Below are 21,428 nucleotides of genomic sequence, written 5' to 3' on the forward strand. Positions count from 1 at the left end.
CGCCGAGACATTCTCTGCCACGACCCTGGCAGGAACATTCTCTGCTGCGATAACAAGTTCAATTTCCGGTTGTCATCAAAAACGGGGCGCTCATGAAGGCATCAACAGAACGAATAATTCTTCGGTGGGTACACATTGTACCTAGCATCCCGATAATTGGGTACATCTATGGCCCGGTCTCACAGATACCTGAAGCAGTTATTGCCGTTCGTTGGGTAATGTTTCCCATCGTAATCCTTAGCGGACTCTGGATGTGGAAAGGGCAATGGGTAAAGAAGTTAATTCAAAAGAAGGATGCTGACAGGCACAAGGGTACAGGCAGGCAGGAAACTATTCGGCAGAACGCACTACGTCGACCTTCACGGTGAGGCTCTGTTTTCCGGAGCCGAACACAATTCCCCGTAATGGTGCCACATCGTGGTAGTCGCGACCATACGCCACAGTGATGTGGTGAAACGTTGGATGAAGACAATTGGTCGGATCGAATTCAACCCAGCCAATGGTGGGAAAGTAAACTGAAACCCACGCGTGTGAAGCGTCTGTGCCCACAAGCTTTTCCTTTCCTGGCGGAGGCACAGTCTCTATGTACCCGCTTACATATCGGGCCGGCAGGCCCATGTTGCGCAGGCAACTGATCATGAGATGAGCGAAGTCCTGGCATACTCCCTTCTTGTCGCGGATAACATGTTCCACCGGCGTATTGATGGTCGTAAATCCGGGCTTGAACTCGATCGACTTATAAATCTTTTGCATCAATACATTGCAGGCCGACCACAATGTCGCATCCTCCTGGAAGCAACTCTTTGCAAACTCACGTACCGCCTCGCTATGCGGAATGTATTGAGAGGGCAACGTATATTGAAACACATCGCTTGCCAATACTCCGTCGGCAATGATCAACGCAGAAACGTCGTGCCACAAAACGGAAGAGCTGAACGCAAGATCAGTTTCCTGCCTGCCACTCAGGTTCACATGACTTACCGAAGTTACCTGTAACGTGTCGTGTTCTTTATAGCTGGAAAAATAAGCCACCGTATTACCGAAAAAATCAGTGCGATAGTTGAACTCATCAGGGCTGGGTACGACGCGAATATCGGATACCTGGCACGTCTGGTGACTATTGTTTCTCGGCGTGAGACATACACGATTATGGCAGAGCCCTACAGGCTCCTGATACTTGTACTCTGTTACGTGGGTTATCTTGTATCGCATCAGACTTCAAGTTTAAAATTGTCCTTCTCCTCTGCGCTTTGGTAAGTAGTATGACTGAAGTACTGCGCGGTGAGCGAGACGGAGATCCTGGCAATCTTCGCGCTGAGCTCCTCGCATGTCTTGTCGAGTGCCGCGCGGAACTCCACCTCAGGATCAACCTTCAGCAACTCCTCAATTGACAACAGTCTCACCTTGCTGTAACATTCGAACACCAGGTTCGAAATGCTGGTTTCATGCACGCCCTTATCCACATGAGGCAACTGATCAATGAATTTCAGCAACTGCTCCAGCTGCGAAAGGATGGAAATTGGATTCTGTTTGTTAAGGAAGAGCAAATCCAACGCAGGGGCTATATCAAAGTAGGTACGGTATACCGACCGGTAGTTCGACAGGTTTTGGTTGCTCACCAGCAGTGCTTCCAGAATCTGGAATTCAATGGCCTCATCAAACTGGAAAGCCAGCAAGGCCCTGTATTGCGTGAGCTCGAGCGACATCTCCTCAATGAGCTGTCCTATCCGATACATAAGCCATCCCTCTCCGCGATACATGCTCTGCCTGTTCATCTCGAGGAAAGACAGCAAGCTACCGTTGAGATTATCAAGGGATGTAAAGACGTGCCTGATTCCCTCCGGCTCGAGAGCTGCAAGCTTTCTGCTCGCATCCTCCATGTCGTCTATGATGCGCCAGTTGTCCACCGTCCAACGGTCGCGCACAGCGTACATGGCCTTCAAAAGATTGTTGACAGTGAAAAGGATACTGCCCTCGACGGAAGGATTGCAGATCAGCTTATGGATTTCATTGAGACGATCGTTGAGCTGCACTTCATTTTCCTCATCATCGAGAAATCCGGGATAAGTGCCGGTGAGGTGCGTAATGGTATGAAGCAAAGAGCGGGTAGCCTCTGATTCCTGACCAGTTCTGGAGTAGCCGCCCTGGGTAAGATTGCGCAATACGATACGAATAAACCGCGACGTACGGAGCACCCGTTGCGAGTAGCGTCCGACCCAGTATAAATTCTCAGCTGCACGGCTTGGCAGTACAGCCTTTCTCTTCACATCTGAATTATGGAGCAGTGAAGTATTGATGCCCCGCACGGCCGTCTCAACCCAGGTGTCTTTGGCGATACCGCCATCCTGGTTAGATACAATAAAGCTTCCTTTCTCGGGTGAACATCGTGTAAGTCCGCCGGGCATGATTTCGTATCCACCATTAGCCGCTACAAGGAATGTGCGCAACACCGTGTAGCGAGGTTCAAGCTTATCGCGATTAAAAACCGGCGTAGTTGAAAAGCTTACCTCTTCCTGACCAACGTACAGATAGGGTTGCGCCTTGATCCTGCGTATAAGATTATCTTTTTCGGCACGCGACAGCTGACTGCCGATCACCGTGCCGGACCCGTTCGTTCTGTCGATCTTCTTGATCACCAACTCGTCGAGATGCTGGATCAGATAATCCATCTCTTTCTTCTGACCACCCCACCATGTCGCCACCATTTTGAAGATCGGATCTTCGTTCAGGAAGTACTTGAAGATGTTGTGCATGAAGGCCATCAGCCCTGTATTCTCCAGGATGCTGCTGCCTAACGGATTGGCTACTGAGACATTCCCTTTTCTGATCACCTCGAGGAGTCCTGGAATGCCGAGATGTGATCCCTCGTACAATTCCATCGGGTCACAATAGTTATCATCGATCCGGCGGAGGATGATATCAACCTTTTCAAGTCCTTCCACTGTTTTGATCCACACGTATCCGTCACGGGCGATAAGATCATCTCCCTGTGCCAGCGTGAATCCCATATGTGATGCCAGGAAGGCGTGCTCAAAGTACGTTTCGTTTCTGGGTCCGGGCGTGAGCAATACGACGCGCGGCTGCTCTTTTCCCTGTGGAGCAATATCCAGGAAGGCCTGCATCATGCTGTTGAAGAAGCCGCCGAGCTTGGTTACGTTATGGTCTTTGAACAACTCAGGCACTACACGTGCCAGCGCACTCCGGTTTTCAAGTGCGTATCCCATCCCTGAAGGTGCCTGTGTCCGGTCTCTCAACACCCACACTTTGCCATCGGGCCCGCGCGACAGGTCGGCAGCATATAGTATCAACCTGTTCTTGCCAGGCTGCACCACCTGATCACACGGTCTGAGAAATCCGGAGTGGGCATAAATCAATTCGGGTGGTACGATGCGTTCCTTCAGCAGGCGACGTTCACCATAAAGGTCTTCCAGGATCTTGTTCAGCACAAAAGCACGCTGTTTCATGCCTCGCTCAGTGATCCTCCATTCCAGGGGTGAAATGAGCAATGGCATCGAATCCAGCTGCCACGGCCTGTTCATGCCGTCAGTATCACCGTAAACATTGTAGGTGACACCGTTTTCCTTCAGCAACTTCAGCAGCTCGAGCTGTCGATTCGTGAGCTCTTCAACTCCAAACTTTTCGACGTTATCAACAAGCCGCTTCCAGTGGTTCTTTACTTCTCCTTCGAAACCAAAGCATTCATCAAGCGATTTGTTCGTGAAGTAACCCTTGATGAGGGTTTCCAACGGTATATTCGGATTGATGCTTTGCATTGAGAAAAGTTAATACTGCCGCAAATCAAGTGTATTAGGGTATTCAGGATTTATCACGACAGAAGGCGGATCAAATTTCCTTGGAATAGTATTCTTTTCCAAATAGCGGGTAACACCTGCGTAAGGATTTGTCGGTGTATAACTTCCCTGGGTATGGCCCTCGTTCCAGAACCTGCTGATGCGGCGACCTTCGGCCTCGTAAGCGTTCACCGGGAATGTGTCGTAAGCACGACCGCCAGGATGCGAGACATGATAAACACAGCCACCGACCGAGCGGTTATTCCAGGTATCAAAAACATCGAATACCAATGGAACATCTTTTCCGATCGTCGGATGCAGGGCGGATGGCGGACTCCAGGCCCGGTAGCGCACGCCTGCCACCCAGGTTCCCTTCGTTGTGGTCTCGCGCAACGGCACAGGTATACCGTGGCAAGTCACCAGGTAACGCTCCGCATTAAAATTGATCATCTTCACTTCTATTCGTTCAACAGACGAGTCGACAAAGCGCGCGGTTCCCCCGCTTGCTGCTTCTTCACCCAGCACATGCCACGGTTCAATTCCCTGCCGGAGCTGAAGCTCCATATCGAGCACGTCGATCTTTCCGCACAAGGGAAAACGGAACTCATAGAAGGTGTCGAGCCAGGCTATCTGAAAGGGATACCCCGCCCGTTGCAGGTCTTCGCAGACTTCCTTCATGTCTTCGTACACATAGTGCGGAAGCATAAACTTATCATAAAGCATGGAACCCCATCGTACCAGCTTCGACTGATACGGGTCGTTCCAGCAACGTGATACTATTGCCCGGAGCAGAAGCAACTGCACAATACACATCTGCTTGTTGGGCGGCATGTCAAAAGCTCTGAACTCGAGTATTCCAAGCCTTCCGGTTGAACTGTCCGGAGAATACAACTTATCAATACAGAACTCAGCGCGATGTGTATTGCCGGTAATATCGATCAGCAGGTTGCGGAATATCCTATCCACCATCCAGAAGGGAATGAATTGTCCCTGGGGCACCTGCTTAAACGCGATCTCAAGCTCATACAACATCTCCGGACGGCCTTCATCAACACGCGGCGCCTGGCTGGTCGGACCGATGAACTGTGAAGCAAACATGTACGACAATCCCGGATGGTTCTGCCAGTACGTTACCAGGCTCTTCAAAAGATCCGGTCTCCTTAGCAATGGACTATCCGATGGCGTTATCCCGCCAATAGTAATGTGATTTCCTCCGCCTGTTCCCGTGTGTTTTCCATCGAGCATGAACTTCTCACTGCTAAGCCTGCTGAGCCTGGCCTGTTCGAACAGAATGTCGTAGTTGTTAACCAGCTCCTTCCATGTTTTCGCGGGATGAATATTTACTTCCACAACGCCCGGGTCAGGCGACACGCCAAGTTTGGCGAGCCGGTTGTCGCGCGGAGGTTCATAACCTTCGATGACGACCCTGACGTTAAGCTGTGCTGCTGCGGCTTCAATGGAAGCAAGCATGTCGAGATAATGGTCGGCGTATTGCAGGGGTGGCATGAACACACAGATCTTCCCATCGCGAAGCTCAAGACACAATGCGGTCTTAATAGTATAGATGTCGAAGGTTGATTCGGGTTCTTTTGGCTTTTCCTCTGGCTTTTTCCAGTGGGGATCAGTCTTGTCGGGCTCCGCCTGTTCGATCTTGTACTGCGTGTAGTACTCCCGTGGCAACTCCGGAGGCGGAATTGGTTGAAGGTACCTCCGCTGCACTTTTTCGTGGGTCCGCTCCAGAGTTGTCTCCCGTTCGAAGGGACTACGTTCTACTTCCCGAGGCATCCTGCTGGACGATGTAAACGAAAGTGATTTCAGGGGAAGCCTTAATCCGATGGGCGAATTGCCAGGCATCAGCATGAGCCTGTCATTCCTAAACTCCCACCGGCAGCTAAGCCAGCGATTATTCCAATAGTTCCATTCGACAGGAAGCACATAGCCAACAGGCGTATCCAGCCCGTTGTTAAGTAGCTGGGCAAGCCGCTGACGCTCGAGCGGATCGTTTAAGTCCGCCTTGTAAGGATCGATGTTCACCGGCACGCGGCTTTCTTCCCATAGGAAATAGAAAGCGTCCTCAAGCGCGGGTTGCAAATGCTCCGAAGGCACCCCGAGGAATTTGGTTAACAATGAGCCGAGGTTCCGAACATCGGCAATGGTGTAGTTACTTTTTCCATCTTCGAGGTCGAGCAGCCTGTCGTTCTGCCATATGGGATAGTGATCGTGCCTCCAGATCGCCGTGTAGTTCCACCGTGGCAAGGGCTCGCCCGGATACCATTTACCCTGACCCTTGTGTATCAATCCGCCGGGGCCAAACTGTTCCTTCAATCTCTTTATCAGTTTGGAAGCGAGTGCCCGCTTCTGCGGACCGTCGGCAGTTGTATTCCACTCTTTCGCCTCCATATCGTCGACCGATACAAATGTCGGCTCGCCGCCCATCGTCAGTCGGGCATCGCCCTCGAGCAAATCTTCGTCAATCTTGTTTCCGAGGGCCAGAATAGTGTCCCACTGTTCTTCAGTATACGGTTGGGTTACGCGCGGATCTTCGTGAATGCGGAATACCTCATTAGAGAAGTTGAAATCTATAACCTCACATACATCAGACATGCCTGTAACTGGTGCGGCACTTACCGGATCCGGAGTACAGCAAAGTGGTATATGTCCCTCACCGGCAAATAGTCCGGACGTTGGATCCAATCCGATCCAGCCTGCGCCGGGAATATAGACTTCACACCAGGCATGCAGATCGGTGAAATCCTTCTCCGTACCTGATGGTCCGTCAAGCGCTTTCTGGTCCGACTTCAGCTGTACCAGGTAGCCCGACACAAATCGCGCTGCCAGTCCGAGCTGCCTGAACAACTGCACCAGCAGCCATCCTGAGTCGCGGCACGACCCCAGCTTCAGCGTCAATGTTTCGTCGCTCGTTTGTACACCAGGCTCCATGCGAATGGTATAAGCCACCCTTTGCTGAATGCCCTGGTTCAGCATGACGAGCATGTCGATCGTCCGAAGCTTCTTCAGTTTCGGCCTGAATTCATTCAACAACTGCTGCAATAATGGGCCGTTGTCAATTACTTCAAAATATGGAAGCAGTTCCTTCTTTAGCTGAGCATCGTACGCAAACGGGAAGTGCTCGGCGTAGTCTTCGATAAAAAAGTCGAAGGGATTGATCACAATGATCTCGGCGAGTACTTCAACCTCGAACGCCAGCTGCGTGGTCTTATCCGGGAACACTACCCGCGAGGTGAAGTTGCCGAACGGATCCTGCTGCCAGTTGATGAAATGTTTCTCCGGTGTGACCTTGAGGGAATAAGAAAGAATGGGTGTGCGGCAGTGCGCTGCCGGCTTAAGTCGGAACACGTGAGGTGACAGACTTACCGGACGATCATAAGTATAGGACGTCTTGTGCCGTATAGCAACTTTTATCGACATAGGTTCAGGCAGGAGAATTGGTACCTAATTATAACCAATAATCAATCAACTTGAACGGGCTTAAGGGCTGTTGGGTGATGATGCTGTCAGCGAATGCCAAACGGCGTATTCTCAATCGATTGAATGAGAGATCATCGGTTCATAATTTTCTGCGCAAGGGGCGATTGATTTCGATATCGTCAGCACTTCCACCTGTCGCCACCCTGAGAGGGGCCGGGTCAGGGTAGAATGGTTTTAGAATACGGAACAGAAGGAATACAGATGCAATACATATCCAGTAGGATACGGGTCTGATACGGGTCTGATACGGGTTTGATACGGGTTTGATACGGGTAAGATACGGATCTGACACGGGTCTGACACGGGTCTGACACGGATCAGATACCAATATGATACAGCTGTAGCAACAAGAGCATATGACTACCTCAATAAGTGAAACGTAAATTCGGCGGCCGGGTGAAGGCCTACATCACAACCGGCTCCGACTCGGTTGGCAGCCCCGCCTTTTCCAGGGTCTTGAAACCGCCGTACACATTGATCAGGTCCGTAAAACCATGGTTCTTCATGATCGAAATGGCCGTCATTGAACGGTACCCGCCACCACAATGCACTATGTAAGGGGCGTCTTTGTCAAGCCCGGAAAGGTTCTTCGGAAACTCAGATAAAGGAAGGAACGATGCTCCCTCCAGGTGACTTGCATTCCACTCGTTTGGTTTACGAACATCCAGTACCGTGGCGCCTTTTTCTATCTCGGGAATAACACCGCCTTCATCTACAGAGTGAACTGTGTCCAGCTTTTGATCGTAACCCTGGGCTCCGCCCTCCAGATAACCCGCTACGTTCTCGTAACCCACACGCGCGAGGCGCAAAATTGTCTCGCCTTCTTTTCCGGGATCGGTCACAAGCACCAGGCGATCGCTGATCTCAATAAGTGTCCCGACCCAAACGGCGAACTGTCCATTCAGGCCGATATTGACTGAACCAGGAACGAAGCCTTTTTCAAAAACATCTGCGGGACGCGTGTCGAGTATAACAGCGCCATTCTTTACCTCCTCCCGCAGGGCACCAGGCGTTAAGGGTTTGCTGTTTGCTTCTATCACTTTATCGATGGGGTCGTAACCTTCCTTGTTGATGCGGGCATCTTCGAAGAAGTAGGCTGGCGGAGGCTGTATCCCGTCCGTTATTTTTTTGATGAACTCTTCACGGGTCATCTTTTGCAACGCGTAGTTGAATCGCTTCTGTTCTCCTATGGTAGATACCGTTTCCTTTCCGATGTTCTTTCCGCAGGCTGAGCCAGGGCCGTGCGCCGGATAAAGAATTACGTTATCAGGCAACGTCATGACTTTGGTGCGAAGGGAATCGTACATCATACCCGCCAGTGTTTCGCTGCTCATGGTTCCATCCAGCAGATCGGGTCTTCCCACGTCACCAACAAAGAGCGTGTCGCCGCTGAAGAGCGCGTGTTCTCGTCCCGATTCATCCAGCAACAGGTAGCAGGCCGACTCAGGGGTATGTCCGGGAGTATGAAGAACTCTGATCGTTACGTTGCCCAGCTTAAACTCCTCTCCGTCGTGGGCGTTGTGAACATCGTATTCCGTAGTTGCGCCGGGGCCATAGATGATCGGTGCGCCAACCTGCCTCGAAAGGTCGATATGTCCCGACACGAAGTCGGCGTGAAAGTGCGTTTCAAAAACGTATTTGATTCTGGCACCCCGCTCGGCCGCCAGGCCAACGTAAGGTTCTGTTTCTCTGAGTGGATCTATGATCGCAGCTTCTCCCTCCGATTCGATGTAATAGGCTGCCTCAGCAAGGCAGTTTGTGTACAGTTGCTCGACGTACATAGTGTTTCAGGATACGTGTTTTGTCATTGGTCGGGTTTTTCAAAACTTGCCAGACCTTTTCGTCACAAATTTGATCAAAATTCCCCTGAAATCGCGTAGGTTCCTAACTTTGGGAACTGATGAAGCGCGCGAACTGCATTTTTTGGCTTCTGCTGGTCTATTTTTCGTCGACAGCCAGCGGGTTTGATGTTTTTAACGAGAACGGCAAGGTCGGTCTTCGAGATACTGACGGAAAGATTATTATTCCAGCAAAGTATGATGCTTTAGGATGGAGCAAGTCGCCCTTTAAGGTGATCGACAACACCATTGGCTTCAAGGAAGGCGGCTACTGGGGCCTGATCAGTCTCGACAACAAGATCGTCACTAAGTCACAATTTGAAGATCTTAATCCCGGCGACGGCTCGCTCCTCATCGCGCGAAAGAAATCCAACCTTTCGCTTCGAATGGTTACTGGTTGCATCAACACGGGCGGCAAGGAGATCCTGCCATTCCTTTACGACGGCATCACTTTAACCAATCTTCGCGCAGTAGTTTACACCTACATCGGCAATCAATATCGCTATGGGCTTGTCGACCTTGACAACAAGGCGCTCATCCCACAACAATATCAATTCATCAAACCGGTTGGAACACTGCGCTTCGGTGTACAAAACTTCGACAACAAGACAGCCTTGTTCAACGACACCGGCAAGCAGATGACCGGCTTCACCATCGATAGTATTTCTGCTTACAAAAAGAACTACGCAATCATCTACCAAAACACATCGCAGGGGCTACTGGACGCCAAAGGCGATGTTCGGATACAGCCTGTTTATCGCGAAATAAAAATTGATGACGATGGCAGCGTGTTTCACCGCGACATTGACGAATGGGAATTCCTTGACGGCCAGAATCAGCTGATCCATAAGAAGAACGCCGACGTCATTAAGCCAATCGACAAGAACCTGATGCAGGTATCCGTGAGCGGGGCTGTGCAGCTCACTGATGACGCACTTAAGCCGATCAGTGCTACGGTGTTCGCCTGGCTCGACGATTTCCACAATAACGTTGCTGTCTTTGCAACCGGTGGCAAGTATGGACTGGCACGTCGCGACGGATCCATTATCGTTCCTGCGCGCTACGATAAGATGAAGCGCGATCACGATTTCTTTATCGCCGGACTTGTGCTCGGCACAAAAGAGTCCTGGACACTCCTCGACAAGCAGGGCAATGCATTGTCATCGAAACCCTATGAGAAGATCCATCCTTATACAGGCAAGGTATTTCCCGTTGTCAACAGGAACTTCTGGGGTGCCATTGATGGCTCTGGCAAGGAAATCATCGCCTGTGCCTACGACTCTATCGTGCAGCAGCTGGGAGATCATGTCGTGGTAAAGTTCAAAGGACAGTACGGTGTGATCGGCCTGCCTGAAGTATGGAAAGTGACCCCGCGCTCAAACCGGATCCATCTCATCTCCGATAATCGGTTCGTTGAACAGGACTCAAAGAATACTTATCTCAAATCCCTCGACGGCAATACTATTTACTTTACTGAAAATCCCATCGATGTGATGCCTACGCATCTGGTGGAACACATCCCGTCAGGTGCGTTATGGCAGATCGATCTCGACGGAGTGATCGTGAACCGGAAGATCCAACCTGATGGATCGATCGAACGACTTTATCCCGAGACCGAAGGCCTTCGCGGCATTAAGAAGAACGGCCAGTATGGCTTTGTTGATTCCCAGGGAAGATTGCGCATAGCCAACCGTTATGAAGGCATTGAACCTTTCAGTGAAAAGCTCGCCGCTGCCCGCATTCGAGGTCACTGGGGTTTCATCAATCATGAAGACAAGATTGCCATTCAACCCGTGTACGACGAAGTGAGCGCGTTTCACAACGGTGTGTCTGTTGTTAAGCAAAAAGGAATGCAGGGCCTCATCGACCCAACAGGCAAGCTGGTATTGCTCACCCGATATGAAGCCGTGGAGGTTCTTGAAAGTGGCAATGTTCTGATTAAACAGGGTGGGCTGTACGGTCTGGCAGATAAAGAAGGCAGGATTCTGATCAACCCCAAATACCAAAGCCTCGAAGACGAAGGGAATAACTATGTCATCGTACAACGCGATGGCAAATTTGGAGTGGTGTCATCCAAAGGCATCAGCACCATTCCGCTCGTATACGATCAGATCACTTACAATCCGCATAGCGGGCAGTTCCTCGCGTTGAAGAAGAGTGCGTGGGTGAAGGCGATCTAGGGAGTCCTGAGTCCTTAGTCCTTAGTCCTGAGTGGGTCTTGAGTACTTTGAGTATTATAGAGACCGGATAACACCATAATTCTTAATTCTTAATTCTAGTCTAACGTTATCTTGACAGGAACTGACTTCGTATTCTTAAAGGCTGTTATCAGGATCTCGTGATCATTGAGCCATTGCAGTTCAGTGTATCTTTCATCGAACAAATAACCTTCAATCGGCGTGACTTGCACAGTCCTGGACTTCGCCACATCATAAACCCAGAGCTCTCCGCGTCCGCTTCCGTCAGAGGTAAAAGCTATTCTGTTGTTATCCGGGGATATTGCAGGATTTGATTCGAACCATTGTGGCGAAACAACAATGGGTGTGATTGCTGCTGAGGAAATATTCACTTTATAAATATCGCTCTCGTACTTCTGGATGTTATAGCGGCCTGCCAGATACACCTCTTCTGCGTTATGGGACCAGTCGTAACGCCCGCCGGTATAAAACCCCTTCGATTGGAAGCTTGTGATCCTCTGTCGTTGCAATGTGATCACGTCCATTTTCCAGAGATCGTAGTAGCTTTTGTCGGGGTTGTTTTCATTTGAAAAGAACGTGAGCTCATCCGCATTGCCTGTAAACTCCGGGTATTGCAGACTAAAATTCGGATAATCGATCGAAAACAACGTCGTCGACTGACCTCCTGCTGTAGTCAGCAGTCTGAGCTCATGTGGATATCGGGAGATGCCACTTGTAGTAGTGGTGATATACGCAAGCTGGTTCGAGTTCTTTGACCAGGTAGCTCCGTTTGCGTTGGTAGCAACGTACTGTCCGGACGCTGAGCCGCTCTCTCTATAATAAAGGTCACTGCCCGCGTTGTATGAGATATAGTTTCTATCGAACGAGGTGGTAAGCGTTTCCACAGATTCATTTACATCCGGAAAATACGACTCTGTAGCAAATGCCCTGGAGGGAATGGTCATAACGGTATCTGTAAGCGCCGAAGTAATTCCTTGTCTTGCGGCCGTTACAAAGAAATAGTAGCTCTTACCGTTCGTGAGCTTATCGACGGGCACCTGGGTCACATCTGTGCCAACCTTCGTTAGCGGTGAAAAACTAATGTTGTCTTCTGAAACAAAAATTTCAAAGTAATCCGGAGTCGTCGGAGGAGAAACGTACTCAGTAAAGGGCCGCGGATCGGTCAACAACAACGTCGCCTGAGCATCGCCTTTTAACACAAGAATTTTAGGTGACCAGAGAAAGGCGTTGCTATTGCCTTCCTCATCGTCGTTGCACGCGTTGAGGGTGATAAGAATTAGAACGCTAACCGCAAGCAGGATCAGCCCTTTGAGGTTGTGTAAAGATCTCTTCATAGGTTTTTATTAGCACATCGTTTATGGTTAGACACCTCGGTCGGCAAAAAGGTTGTGGCCACTATTTCCTACCATTCGGAGTACGTCTGGACGCTATCGTCGTTATGGCACTCTTAAATATGTATGGAACGTGCAAATGCGCTTATCCTATATACCAACAACCCCAACAAAAAGGAGATAAGAAAGACCCATAAAAAAGCCCAGATTCCTCTGGGCCATGGCGCCCGGGCGCCATAATTCTCAATTGTCAATTGTCAATTATCAATTTACTTGTCTTTCTTCTCCCCCGTACCCGGAGAGCCGCCTTTTCCTGACCCGGAAATCGCCTGCCGCATCTCCGTGTCCGCCTGTACATTCTGCATCTTGTAGTAGTCCATGATGCCCAGGTTGCCATTGACAAAAGCAGAGGCTATAGCTTTTGGAATCTCCGCCTCGGCCTCGATAACTTTTGCCCGGGCTTCCTGTGCCTTGGCTTTCATTTCCTGATCGAGGGCGACAGCCATGGCACGACGTTCCTCAGCGCGAGCTTCGGCAACTTTAAGGTCGGCGGAAGCCTGATCGATCTGAAGCTTTGCTCCGATGTTTGCTCCTACATCAACGTCGGCAATATCAATAGAGAGAATTTCAAATGCCGTTCCGGCGTCCAGCCCGCGCGATAGCACGAATTTTGAAATCTTATCGGGGCTCTCCAATACTTCCTTGTGAGACTTTGCCGTACCAATGGACGACACAATACCTTCACCCACACGGGCAAGGATGGTATCTTCTCCGGCACCACCTACCAGCTGAGCAATGCTTGCACGAACAGTAACACGGGCAACGGCGATCAGCTGTATACCATCGGATGCAACAGCTGCCACCTTCGGAGTCGTGATAACTTTTGGATTTACGGAGATCTGAACAGCCTGGAACACGTCGCGACCGGCAAGGTCGATAGCAGTCGCCTGCTTGAAGCTGAGATTGATATTTGCCTTGTCGGCCGAAATCAAAGCGCGGATAACATTCGGAACGTTTCCTCCGGCGAGGTAGTGCGTTTCCAGTTCATTCGATGAAATCTGAAGACCGGCTTTGGTGGCGGTGATCAGTGAATCGACAACGACCCGTGGCGGCACCTTTCTGATCCGCATAAAGACCAGTTCGAAAAGGCCGACCTTAACGTTCGAGAACACCGCAGTGATCCAGAGGTTGACGGGCACGAAATAGAGGAAAACAAAAACCAGGATGATTCCGCCAAAGACGAGAATCAGTAGGGAAACGGCGTTATCCATGTGGGGTTGTTATAGTTTGGTTACAGGTTCAACAACAATTTGATGTGATTCTATTTGTGTGATCTTCACCCGTTCACCACTGCTGAGGTAGCCACCGGATGTTTTCACTTCGAATGCTCTTTCATGAAATTCTGCCTTTCCCATAGGTCTGAGGCTCGACAATGTCACTCCTTCGTCGCCTACCCGTACCGATGTAAGCAGTCCTTCATTGACTTTGCTGTCGATCGATGACTTGAGTGAGAATCGCGACCAGGCACCCGTTCGGAAACTGTACAGGATGCCGCCTAGTGTGGCCGTTGACATTCCGATAAGAACGTACAGCCCGACCGTGTTGCCGAAATGCTGATAGCAAACGACAATCCCGACGATGGCAAAGACAAGTCCCAATAACCCGACGACTGTTGTTCCCGGAATAAAAACCAGTTCAACAAGGATCAGCGTGAGACCGATGAGGAGAAGAGCGATAATGACAAACCACATTAACATAGGCAGAAGGTGTTCGGAGCTGGCCCAACCCAGTGATTATTGGTATTTACGGCCGGACAACCCGTGCAGTTTCAACCAGACACAGAAGATGAGGAACCCGCTCCTGTACCGACAGGGGCAATTCCAAAGATAACAAAAATTCCAGGCGGAACGACGTCACCGCAACGCTAGTAGGCGCGCGCAAACAGCACTCGTCGCGTTGATGGCTTTCCGGAGTAAATGCACACGCCCGTTTCTTCAATTGCGCTAAGTGGAATACAGCGAATGGTCGCCTTTGTTTCTTCCTTTATCGCCGTTTCGGTCTCCGTGGTGCCATCCCAATGGGCAGAAATGAACCCGCCTTTATCGTCGAGCAGCTTTTTAAACTCATCATAGCTGTCGACCCGTGTGATATGACTATCGCGGAAGGCCAGGGCCCGCTGATAAATATTCTGCTGAATCTCCTCCAGCAAGGCAGGAACATAGGTCACCACTTCGCTCAGCTTGACCACCTGCTTCTGCTTCGTGTCGCGTCGCGCTACTTCAACCGTACCGTTTTCCAGATCACGGGGTCCTACTGCCAGTCGGACAGGAACACCTTTTAATTCCCATTCGGCGAACTTGAACCCAGGCTTTTGTGTGTCGCGGTTATCGAACTTCACGGACAATCCCTGCTTGCGCAATACCTTAGAAATCTTGTCTACTTCTGCTGTGATCTTATCAAGCTCATCCTGGTTGCGGAAGATCGGAACGATCACAACATGGATAGGAGCCAGTTTTGGAGGGAGAACAAGGCCGTCATCATCAGAGTGGGCCATGATCAACGCACCCATGAGCCGCGTGCTCACACCCCATGAGGTTCCCCACACATAGTCGAGTTTACTTTCCTTACTCGCAAACTTCACATCAAACGCTTTTGCAAAGTTCTGTCCGAGAAAGTGAGAAGTGCCTGCCTGCAACGCTTTACCGTCCTGCATCATGGCTTCGATGCAGTAGGTGTTTACCGCTCCGGGAAAACGCTCCCCTTCTGTTTTAACACCCTTGATCACCGGAAGAGCCATAAACGACTCTGCAAATTCGGCATACACATCGAGCATTTGTTCTGTCTCTTTAACCGCCTCTTCAGAGGTGGCATGAGCAGTGTGCCCTTCCTGCCATAAGAATTCGGCCGTTCGTAAAAACAACCGCGTGCGCATCTCCCAGCGAACCACATTTGCCCATTGGTTGATAAGCAATGGCAGATCGCGGTAAGATTGGATCCATCGCTTGTAAGTATTCCATATGATTGCCTCGCTGGTAGGACGAACGACGAGTTCCTCCTCGAGCTTAGCGTCAGGGTCGACCATAAGCTTCCCTGGCCTCTTGTCGTCTGTTTTAAGGCGGTAATGCGTTACTATCGCACACTCCTTCGCAAACCCCTCTGCATTCTTCTCCTCTGCTTCGAACATGCTTTTCGGAACAAACAGCGGGAAATAGGCATTCACGTGACCGGTATCCTTGAACATTTTATCGAGGCCCTGCTGCATTTTCTCCCAAATGCTGTAGCCGTATGGTTTAATAACCATACAACCGCGAACATCAGAATGCTCGGCCAAATCTGCACGTTTAACTAACTCGTTGTACCACAATGAATAGTCTTCTGAACGAGATGGTATTTCCTTTCCCATGCTGGTATAATTATTGTTCCTTTTTGATAAGGAAGGGCAAATATAATTTTAGCTTCCATTTCCTGCGAAATTTTTGCTATTAGAGAATACTTTTGAGCGAATTAACGTTAGTATATTTAGTTAGATGTTTGGTGCCCGTCTCCAAAATCTTTAAAGCTATGAGAAATAAGTCTTTGGCCTTAGCGGCGTCCGCCCTGTTCCTCGCAACAACTGTGATGGCACAGTCTATCGAGTATGATGACATGTACTTCAACGGAAAGGACCGGAAAAAACTGAAGGAAAAGGAGGCAAGCGAGCAGGCTGCCTTCAGCCAGTCGCCCGCAAGCCGACACAATAAAAGCAACGGCGGTGGTGAGGTTTACGCTGACAACAGCGATGCTACTACCAGCTATTCTGCACGCAATCAGAACCCTGAGTTCACGTCAAGGTCAAAGTCTAAGGCCGCGACGGATGAGGATGATTATTATTCATCATCCTATTCCAGTTCATACAACAAGTCTTCCGGCTATAGCCAGTTCAACAACAGCTACGGCAACTGGTACAACAGTCCCTGGGTAGCGAACAACTATTGGGGTTCATCTATCTATGGATGGAATACTCCTTATTACGGAAGCTACTACGACAGCTGGGGCAATCCATGGATGAATCCTTATTACGGTTCAGGATGGTCCACTTCGTTTTCTTTCTATGGTGGTGGCAACCCTTACGGCTACGGCATGATGAATGGCGTCAGTTTCGGACTGGCCTATGCATTCGGAAACCCTTATCATAACAGCTGGTCGGGATGGGGTTATCCTTATTCCTCCGCTTATGGCTACGGTTCTCCTTACGGTTACGGTGGTTATGGTTATGGCGGCGGCAGTTACTACAATAACGGTGGATATACTATAATTGACAACGGACAAAATTACGCTTACGGGAAGAGGGGAACTTCGAACGGCGCGGTTACACGCAGACAGGCTACAACGAGACCGAATGTGCAGCCCGTTACTTCTGGTACTAACAATGGCACGATAGGCAATCAGCCAGTTTACAACGGAAGCGCAGGGGGCCGGATGGCGGCTACTTCTTCCGTGTCAGCTCCTTCACGCGGACAGGTGACACGTCAGGATGACTACTATAACAGAAACTGGAGAACAGCGCGTCAGGCGGATGTGTATGGTGGATCCTCGTATTCTCAGCCTTCAAGGTCGAGCCAGTCTGGCTGGAACAACTCGAGCTGGAACAATAACAATAACAATTCTTCGAATCAAAATCAGTGGAACCGTTCCAGTGGGTTTGATAGCGGAAGAAGCAGCTACAGCAACGGTAATTCGGGCGGCGGCCTTCACTCCAGCGGTAGTTCTGGCGGTGGTGGAGTCCGGACCAGGGTTCGCGACTAAGCCAGTTTTGCTGCGCACATATTAATGAAAAAAGTACGATCAGGTCCTGCAGAGTTTAGCCTTCAGGACCGGATCGTTGCTCTGCCGCCATACCCGGACCTGATATCTGAACCATTCAAAAAGGGGAATCTTCCCGTTAATCAATCTTTCACTTATTGCTATTAATATGCAGAGGAGTGCGTTTTTCCTCTTTGGAGTAATATTGATATTCATCTCCTCAGGAGTACTCGGCCAAAGTTATGTTGAATCGGCGCTGATGTTCAGCCGTACGAATCCCGGTGGTAGTGCCCGCATTCAGGGTATGGGGTCATCGCAGACTGCGTTGGGCGGAGATTACAGTTCGGCATATTCAAACCCCGCTGGTCTCGGGATGTTCAACCGATCCGAGTTTACCTTCACACCAGCATTCTCCAGCTACAAAACTTCTGCGTCATATCTTAATGGAAAAGATGAAGCCACAGATTCGCGCTTCATTATACCAGGCATTAGCGGCGTGTTTCATCTGCCCATTCAGAACTCGGGATTTCTTAGCGGCTCGTTTGCTATTTCAATGACAAGGACGAACGACTTTAATCAGTCTACCTACTTTCATGGACGTAATACGGAAACCTCTATAATTGACTCATTCATTGACAATGCAAATGGTGCTACAGAATCTCAATTCAATAAAGGGTCCTATAATTATAACACACCAACGGGACTTGCCTACTACGAATATTTGATCGGTCCCCTCAGTGTTGTCAATCCTAACGATGCCGATGACGTCTATTTCACCGATGTGAAAGGCGTTCCCAATCAGGAGGAAAATCTTAAGTCGAAAGGTGCTTCCAATCAATGGAATTTTGCCTACGGCGCAAATTATAAGGACAAAGTATTCTTCGGACTATCAGTCGGGCTGGTCAGTCTGAAGTTTAAGAGTGACCGTACCTATGGAGAGAACTTCGCAAACGACGATGTCTTCAATAATTTGCAACTGAACGAAAAGCTCGATCTAAGAGGAAATGGTATAAATGCAACTCTGGGTGTGATAGGACGTCCCCTGGACTTTTTGCAGGTGGGCGCCTCATTTACGACTCCCACCTACTATGAAATGAATGAAACCTATGAGGCCACTTTAAGTTCGTCATGGAAACCGAATCTTGAGTATTACGATGGTTCTCCGCTAGGGGACTTCACCGAGTCAACCCAGCAGGTGATATCAGACTATACGCTTACCACTCCTTTGAAGTTTAGTACTGGCCTCGCCTACCTGTCGAAATACGGAATCATTACAGCCGATGTAGACTTTGTTAATCCGTCCAAAGCAAAGTATAAGTCGAACGTTTCGGGCGTTTCTTTCGACGGTGAAAACAACGACATCAAAGCGACTTATACGTCGGCAATAAACTATCGCATTGGAGGAGAATTCCGCTATAAGATACTGCGTGTTCGCGCCGGGTATGGGATGCAGGGCAACACTTACAACAGCGAGCTGAATCTCGACAACAGCATTAAGACCATTAGCGGCGGTATCGGCGCGCGCTGGCAGAAGTTCTACTTAGATTTCGCCTATATAAATACGAGTGGCGTAAACTACTACCAGCCCTATAGCTTCTTTGATGGTCCCGGCCCTATTGCTGATCTGAAGCGAACAACGAATACGGGGATGCTGACGTTTGGGTTCACGTTCTGAAGGAATAAGTCCTTAGGCCAGAGTCGTTAGTCCTGAGTACTTGGTCCTGAGTTCCTTAGTAGTAAGACATCAAATGATGAATAAATAATCAGGACCGCAGATCCTGCAATGCAGTTCCGGCGGGCAGCCGCATCCCAATTCATCATTCTTAATTCTTAATTCTTAATTTCTCCAGCACTTTGCCTACAGTGGGTGACGACACAATGATCGAGGCTTGCTGATAAAACGGTAAACGCGCATCCCGCAGTCGCTGCAGTTTGCTGCGCATATCCTCCACGTTAGCCGACTGAAGCAAGGGACGATGCTGATTATTTTCAAGTCGCGCGACAATCACTTCGATCTGCTCGTCAAGAAACACGCTTACTCCGTTATTATTGATAACACTAATGCCATCGTAAAAGCACGGCGTTCCTCCACCCGTCGACATAATGAAATTCCGATCAAGAATTGCCCACTGACGCAGCATTTCCGACTCTACCCGTCGAAAGTAATCCTCCCCTTTCGAAGAAAAGATCTCAGGGATGATCATCCCCTCCTTCGCTTCGATCTCCTTATCAAGATCTACAAACTCCATAGCAAGACGCCCTGCCAGCGCTGCCCCGATCGTTGACTTTCCCGAACCCGGCAGTCCTATGAGAAATACTTTCATGGATTGGCAATCAGTTGAAGCACTTCCGAAGCTTCAGGCGTATCGTTGTGGTGCCACATTCCCTTCACCGTTCCATCAACCCATAACGTGATCCCCGGATTTGAACGGACTATGGTCTTTAATACAGTCGCATCGGCGAAGTAATAAGGAACGGCCAACTGGTACTCATGACGGAACGGTTCGAACTGCTCCGACAATGACGATGTCAGAATCATCATCTCCACCTTGCCATCAAGATCACGTGTAAGCTTTTTAATCTCATCCATGTGCGCTGTAGAAGCCTTAGTAACATCATAAATGATAAACAACAGCTTGGCTCCTGTGAAGGTCTCCTGTGTTACGTCCTCACCCTCGGGGCTGGACACGGCATAGTCGGTGATCTTCGCCTTCGTTTTATCCTCGTTGGTCTGTCGCACACCGACATACTTGTATTCAAGTGTGTCCCCCAGATATTTCTCTGACTGAATCAACGATCCATCCTTCTTGCGGAACGTGTATTCAAACTGAGGTTGCTCAGGCGCGATCATCTGTTGAGGAATGTTGTTGCCAATCATATAGGCACGGAAGTCGATGAACGGTAAATGTCGTATGGCATATACGCCGAGAAATAAACTCACAGCCGTAACAATACCAATGAGAACATCGCCCGTTCGCTCACTAAGCGTGGGCTTGTATGTCTTGCGATACCAAAAAAGGTGCACGACAAAGAACATGAGGATCACATCTTTGCCAAACGACTGCCATGGCGTTAGCTTGATCGCATCGCCGAAACATCCACAATCTGTAACCTTATTGAAGTATGCGGAATAGAAAGTCAGGAACGTAAAGAAGATCATCAGCAACAGCATCACCACCGTTGTGATGCGCATGCGATAATTTAACAGAACAGCAACACCGATCACCACCTCGAGGATGACCATGATCATGCCGATCTCCAGCGCGATGGATTTAAAAAACAGGAAGAACTCACCGAAGTCGTCGGCGAACACTTCGAAGTACTCTTCCATCTTGATCTTGGTGCCGATCGGATCGTTGAGTTTAATAAGCCCCGAGAAGATGAATAAGGCTCCGACAAAAAAGCGCGAAACCTGATCAAAGAAGCGCTGCATCATACTGTTTTTGCTTTAGACAGGATCATGGCAAACACGGCATAGTTAATCATGTCCTGATAATTTGCCTTCACGCCTTCGCTGACGAGGGTCTTGCCCTGGTTGTCTTCAATTTGTTTCACGCGAAGAAGTTTCATGAGGATAATGTCTGTGATGGATGTCACCCGCATGTCGCGCCAGGCCTCACCGTAGTCGTGGTTCTTGTTCTGAAGGAGATTGAAAGTTTCCTCCACTGCCGAGTCATACAACGGCTGAACATCACTGACTTTCAAATCCATATTGCTGGAGCCCTCCAGCCTGATCTGGATCAATGCCATGATACAGTAGTTAATGATCCCAATGAATTCGTCCTGTATCGGGTCACTGACTTTTTGCGTTCCCTTTTCCTGAATGCTCCTGATCCGCTGGGCTTTAATGAAGATCTGGTCGGTGATAGAAGGCAGGCGGAGAATACGCCAGGCAGTGCCGTAGTCGGCGGTCTTCTTTAGGAACAATGACCGGCAGTGGTCAATTACTTCGTTGTACTCCTGTGATGTTTTTTCGACCAAGACGATATGCTTTTAGGA

The 21,428-nt window shown here is 49.6% G+C and carries 15 protein-coding genes; 4 read left to right on the top strand and 11 right to left on the bottom strand.

Annotated features, from left to right (window positions below):
• Positions 1-92 precede the first annotated feature (92 nt).
• Entirely contained in the window at positions 93-368 is a 276-nt protein-coding gene (locus WBG78_RS12465) for a hypothetical protein (RefSeq protein ID WP_337326751.1), read from the top strand.
• Here WBG78_RS12465 and WBG78_RS12470 read toward each other — a convergent pair.
• From WBG78_RS12470 to WBG78_RS12485, 4 genes are all read right to left on the bottom strand, one after another.
• Complete coding sequence (locus tag WBG78_RS12470; protein ID WP_337326752.1) at positions 331-1,212, bottom strand: transglutaminase family protein; 882 nt, start codon at positions 1,210-1,212, stop codon at positions 331-333. The two genes, WBG78_RS12465 and WBG78_RS12470, sit on opposite strands and share 38 nt — an antisense overlap.
• Complete coding sequence (locus tag WBG78_RS12475; RefSeq protein WP_337326753.1) at positions 1,212-3,773, bottom strand: circularly permuted type 2 ATP-grasp protein; 2,562 nt, start codon at positions 3,771-3,773, stop codon at positions 1,212-1,214. The genes WBG78_RS12470 and WBG78_RS12475 overlap by 1 nt, the downstream gene beginning before the upstream one ends.
• Positions 3,774-3,782: 9 nt before the next feature.
• Positions 3,783-7,220: a transglutaminase family protein gene (locus WBG78_RS12480; protein WP_337326754.1), complete on the bottom strand. Its 3,438-nt coding sequence runs from the start codon at positions 7,218-7,220 to the stop codon at positions 3,783-3,785.
• Positions 7,221-7,684: 464 nt separating this feature from the next.
• Positions 7,685-9,061, bottom strand: coding sequence for an MBL fold metallo-hydrolase (locus WBG78_RS12485; protein ID WP_337326755.1), 1,377 nt, complete (start codon positions 9,059-9,061; stop codon positions 7,685-7,687).
• Positions 9,062-9,180: 119 nt separating this feature from the next.
• Between WBG78_RS12485 and WBG78_RS12490 the strand changes: the two genes are divergently transcribed.
• Positions 9,181-11,298: a WG repeat-containing protein gene (locus WBG78_RS12490; RefSeq protein WP_337326756.1), complete on the top strand. Its 2,118-nt coding sequence runs from the start codon at positions 9,181-9,183 to the stop codon at positions 11,296-11,298.
• 95 nt (positions 11,299-11,393) lie between these two features.
• On the opposite strand, the gene WBG78_RS12495 is transcribed toward WBG78_RS12490, so the two are convergent.
• The 4 genes from WBG78_RS12495 to proS all read right to left on the bottom strand — a co-directional run bounded on the left by WBG78_RS12495 (position 11,394) and on the right by proS (position 16,050).
• Entirely contained in the window at positions 11,394-12,650 is a 1,257-nt protein-coding gene (locus WBG78_RS12495; protein ID WP_337326757.1) for a TolB family protein, read from the bottom strand.
• Between the two features lie 266 nt (positions 12,651-12,916).
• Complete coding sequence (gene floA, locus WBG78_RS12500) at positions 12,917-13,918, bottom strand: flotillin-like protein FloA (protein ID WP_337326758.1); 1,002 nt, start codon at positions 13,916-13,918, stop codon at positions 12,917-12,919.
• 9 nt (positions 13,919-13,927) lie between these two features.
• Complete coding sequence (locus tag WBG78_RS12505; protein WP_337326759.1) at positions 13,928-14,404, bottom strand: NfeD family protein; 477 nt, start codon at positions 14,402-14,404, stop codon at positions 13,928-13,930.
• Positions 14,405-14,571: 167 nt separating this feature from the next.
• The gene (proS, locus tag WBG78_RS12510; protein WP_337326760.1) at positions 14,572-16,050 is read right to left on the bottom strand and encodes a proline--tRNA ligase; all 1,479 of its coding nucleotides are present in this window, start codon (positions 16,048-16,050) and stop codon (positions 14,572-14,574) included.
• Positions 16,051-16,208: 158 nt separating this feature from the next.
• Between proS and WBG78_RS12515 the strand changes: the two genes are divergently transcribed.
• Together WBG78_RS12515 and WBG78_RS12520 are read left to right on the top strand one after the other, a co-directional pair.
• Positions 16,209-17,432 (top strand): hypothetical protein, encoded by a 1,224-nt coding sequence (locus WBG78_RS12515; RefSeq protein WP_337326761.1) that lies wholly within the window; start codon positions 16,209-16,211, stop codon positions 17,430-17,432.
• A gap of 166 nt (positions 17,433-17,598) precedes the next feature.
• A complete protein-coding gene (locus tag WBG78_RS12520; RefSeq protein ID WP_337326762.1) occupies positions 17,599-19,104 on the top strand; it encodes an OmpP1/FadL family transporter in 1,506 nt (501 codons plus the stop codon).
• 148 nt (positions 19,105-19,252) lie between these two features.
• On the opposite strand, the gene WBG78_RS12525 is transcribed toward WBG78_RS12520, so the two are convergent.
• Genes WBG78_RS12525 through WBG78_RS12535 form a run of 3 tightly spaced genes read right to left on the bottom strand, consistent with a single transcriptional unit; the run spans position 19,253 to position 21,410 of the window.
• Positions 19,253-19,753 (bottom strand): shikimate kinase, encoded by a 501-nt coding sequence (locus WBG78_RS12525; RefSeq protein ID WP_337326763.1) that lies wholly within the window; start codon positions 19,751-19,753, stop codon positions 19,253-19,255.
• The gene (locus WBG78_RS12530) at positions 19,750-20,865 is read right to left on the bottom strand and encodes a BT_3928 family protein (RefSeq protein WP_337326764.1); all 1,116 of its coding nucleotides are present in this window, start codon (positions 20,863-20,865) and stop codon (positions 19,750-19,752) included. The genes WBG78_RS12525 and WBG78_RS12530 overlap by 4 nt, the downstream gene beginning before the upstream one ends.
• Positions 20,862-21,410, bottom strand: coding sequence for a DUF1599 domain-containing protein (locus WBG78_RS12535; protein WP_337326765.1), 549 nt, complete (start codon positions 21,408-21,410; stop codon positions 20,862-20,864). The genes WBG78_RS12530 and WBG78_RS12535 overlap by 4 nt, the downstream gene beginning before the upstream one ends.
• Positions 21,411-21,428 lie beyond the last annotated feature (18 nt).

The sequence above is a fragment of the Chryseolinea sp. T2 genome (assembly GCF_037203685.1).
In the GTDB taxonomy this organism is placed as follows: domain Bacteria; phylum Bacteroidota; class Bacteroidia; order Cytophagales; family Cyclobacteriaceae; genus Chryseolinea.